This window comes from Thiocystis violacea (assembly GCF_016583565.1).
Lineage (GTDB): Bacteria > Pseudomonadota > Gammaproteobacteria > Chromatiales > Chromatiaceae > Thiorhodococcus > Thiorhodococcus violaceus_A.
The window spans coordinates 1-2,857 of record NZ_NRRF01000159.1; the positions used below are offsets into that span (position 1 = coordinate 1).

6 protein-coding genes are annotated in these 2,857 nt (G+C 62.8%); all 6 read left to right on the forward strand.

The features are described from left to right. Positions 1-238: 238 nt before the first annotated feature. The 6 genes from CKO23_RS24235 (at position 239) to CKO23_RS24260 (ending at position 2,767) form a co-directional block, all read left to right on the forward strand. Positions 239-571, forward strand: coding sequence for a hypothetical protein (locus CKO23_RS24235; protein WP_200335984.1), 333 nt, complete (start codon positions 239-241; stop codon positions 569-571). Positions 572-648: 77 nt separating this feature from the next. Next, entirely contained in the window at positions 649-789 is a 141-nt protein-coding gene (locus CKO23_RS24240; protein WP_200335986.1) for a hypothetical protein, read from the forward strand. 79 nt (positions 790-868) lie between these two features. Then, a complete protein-coding gene (locus tag CKO23_RS24245; RefSeq protein ID WP_200335987.1) occupies positions 869-1,837 on the forward strand; it encodes a DNA-binding protein in 969 nt (322 codons plus the stop codon). Positions 1,838-1,878: 41 nt separating this feature from the next. After that, entirely contained in the window at positions 1,879-2,205 is a 327-nt protein-coding gene (locus CKO23_RS24250; protein ID WP_200335988.1) for a type II toxin-antitoxin system RelE/ParE family toxin, read from the forward strand. Between the two features lie 4 nt (positions 2,206-2,209). Beyond that, entirely contained in the window at positions 2,210-2,533 is a 324-nt protein-coding gene (locus CKO23_RS24255) for a helix-turn-helix domain-containing transcriptional regulator (protein ID WP_200335992.1), read from the forward strand. A gap of 69 nt (positions 2,534-2,602) precedes the next feature. After that, positions 2,603-2,767, forward strand: coding sequence for a hypothetical protein (locus CKO23_RS24260; protein WP_200335994.1), 165 nt, complete (start codon positions 2,603-2,605; stop codon positions 2,765-2,767). Positions 2,768-2,857: the final 90 nt, after the last annotated feature.

The window sequence follows — 2,857 nt, forward strand, 5'->3', positions numbered from 1 at the left end:
TGCGTGTGCGCGTCGATCAGTGCTGCGAACGGATGGGCCATCGGTTTTCTCCCCTTGAAAAAGGCGGGGAGCCTTTCCAGCCCGGCTCGCGAGCCGCCGAGTGTCACGGACTCGGATGGCGGTGTTCCGCCATCTTCTAAGAAAGACAGTCGGAAGCGTCAATGGCGCTGCCGACAACCGATCACATGGGGCTATCTGCAGCGAAAAAATACTCATCGGCAGGCATCATGCCTGCGGAATGTGCGCTCTCAACCAGCGCTCACGGGAGATCCTGAGCGCCAACGCGATCCCCTGGAGCCCTCGGATCGAACTGGCGAGCTTGGCCCTGATTCGCGACGCCTTGGACCGGGGTGCCCTGGATTGCCATCGGGCGATCCAGGAGCCCGAGCTGTTGTTGGCGAAGCTGCAGGCCCGGCCCGAGGAGGCGATGCGCCTGATCCTGATGACGGAGAACGAACTCGGGGAGCCGTTCGAGATCGACGACCTGGACGACGATCCGATCCAAGCCGCCGCGCAGCTCCTGGAGGAGATCGTGGCATCGATCAGGGCGTTTAGGGCAATTCCCTGTTGAAATCGCAAACGCAGCGGCACCGTTAAGAGGTGGTGGATGTGAAAACGTTGAGCCCGCATCGACAGCGGATTTGGCGCGTGTTCCTCGAACCAGGAGAGCAAGTGGCGCACGAGTTGACGCTGTTTGTCGAGCCGGTGACGCACGAGGATGCGCTCCAGGCGGATCATCATCGCCAGCACCCCGTCAGTCGTGCGCTGGCCCGCAAGGCCGCACGCTGAGCCCCTTCTCGGGTGGTGTTCTGTACTGTAACATAATTATGTAATTACACTAATTATGATATTGATAGGAGCCGCCGCCATGGCACGATCCGGTGTGACCCGTGAACAGGTCTTCGAGACCGCAGATGCCCTGGTCCGTGAAGGGCAGAACCCGACCGTGGTGGCGGTGCGCTCGCGCCTCGGCGGGGGCAGCCCCAACACCATCACGCCGCTGTTGGCCGAATGGAAAGCCCTGCATGAGCACCAGCAGGCGGCGAGCCTGCCGGCCATTCCCGAGCCGGTTGAGGCGGTGCTACGCCAGGTGTGGGGCGTGGCCTGGCAGGCGGCCCAGGGCCAGCTCGCCGGCGAGCGTGAGGCCCTGGCACAGGCGCGCAAGGCCATCGAGCAGGAGCGCGCCGAGATGCTGGCCGAGATCGGTAAGTTGGACGGGGAGCTGGAGCGCACGCGCGAGAGCGTGCAGCAGGGGAGGGCGGCGCTTGAGGCCGAACGCCAGGCGCATGAGCAGACCCGCAGCGCGGCGCGAGAATCCCAGGCCCGCGCCGCCGAGCGGGCCGAGCGGATCGCCTCACAGGACACCGCCCTTGAGGATCTGCGGCGCCAGATTGAAAGCGCGCTCCAGCAGAGCAGCCGCCTGGAGACCGAATTGGCCCATGCACGGCAGGACGGGGACAGCCTACGGGAGGCACAGGCCAAGGCGCACAGCGCCCACGAGCAGACCCGTACCGCCCTCCATGAAGCCCAAGCCGTGATTGCCGAACGGACCGCGCGCAGCGTCGCCCAGGACGACGAGATCAAGGCGCTCCATCACCAGCTGGAGAACTACGCCAGTCAGGAGCAGGGCCTGAAATCAGAGCGCGATCAGGCCCGGCGCGAGCGGGAGGCGCAGGGCAGGGAACTGGAGCGCACCGCTCAGAGGCTTGCCGAGACCGAGGAGGCCCTGCGGGCGCAGCACATTGAGCACGCGACGCTCATCGAGCGTGTGCGTCAGACCGATGAGATCGGCGGGCTGATCGAGGCGCTCAAGGGGCTGAAGGTGAAAGCAGGCTGAATGACCTTTACCAAAAGGTAACGTATGTGTTACTATAGTGTATGATTGAGGTTGCCCAATACGAAACGGAAGCCGGGGAGAGCCCATTCGCCGCATGGTTCGAGGGCCTTGAGGCGCGAGCGGCGGCGAAAGTGCGCACCGCGCTCGCCCGTATCGAAACCGGCAATTTCGGGGACGTGAAGCCGGTCGGGGAAGGAGTCTCCGAACGGCGGATCGATTTTGGGCCGGGGTATCGCGTGTATTTCGGTCAGGACGGCCAGAAACTCGTGATCCTGCTGGTTGGTGGAACAAAGAAGCGGCAGCAGCGTGACATCGACCAGGCCAAGACGTATTGGCACGATTACAAACACCGTAAGAAAGGAGGGTGAGACGATGGCACTCACCAGAGATTTTAAAGACACCGTCAAGGCTCGCGCCGAGCGTGACCCCGAGTTTCGGGTTGCCCTGCTGGAAGAAGCCCTGGATGCGTTTCTGAACGCCGATCTCGAAACCGGCAAGGTCCTCCTGCGTGACTACGTCAACGCGACCGTCGGCTTTGAGCAGCTTGGCGTACAGCTTCAAAAGAGCCCGAAAAGCCTGATGCGGATGCTCAGCGAGCAGGGAAATCCCCGTGCTGACAACCTCTTCGCTGTGGTGGCTCATCTGAAGGCGCATGAAGGCGTTTCGTTCAGCGTTCAGCGAGCTGCACACCCATAAAAGCAGGTGTGAGATGGCGCGGGTCTGCGTTTTTCAAGATGCGGGGCGGCTTCCGCCATGGAGACTTCCATGCCTTCAACACCACAAACCGATTTCCTGTGCGATCACTGCGAGCTGATCCTTGCGGTGCTGGCTGAAGTCAGCCGCTTTGCCGGGTATGTCGAAGGGGCGCGCAATGCCGGAAACCTCGCCAGGTCGGGGTCACCGCAGAATTCGGAAAAAATCGTACGCTAATGTTTCGCCCCTAGGCGTAGCGGCCGAAACCGCCCGTCCGCGGGCAACCGATCCTGCCGCCAGACATAGTCGCCAGTCAGATTGATGTGC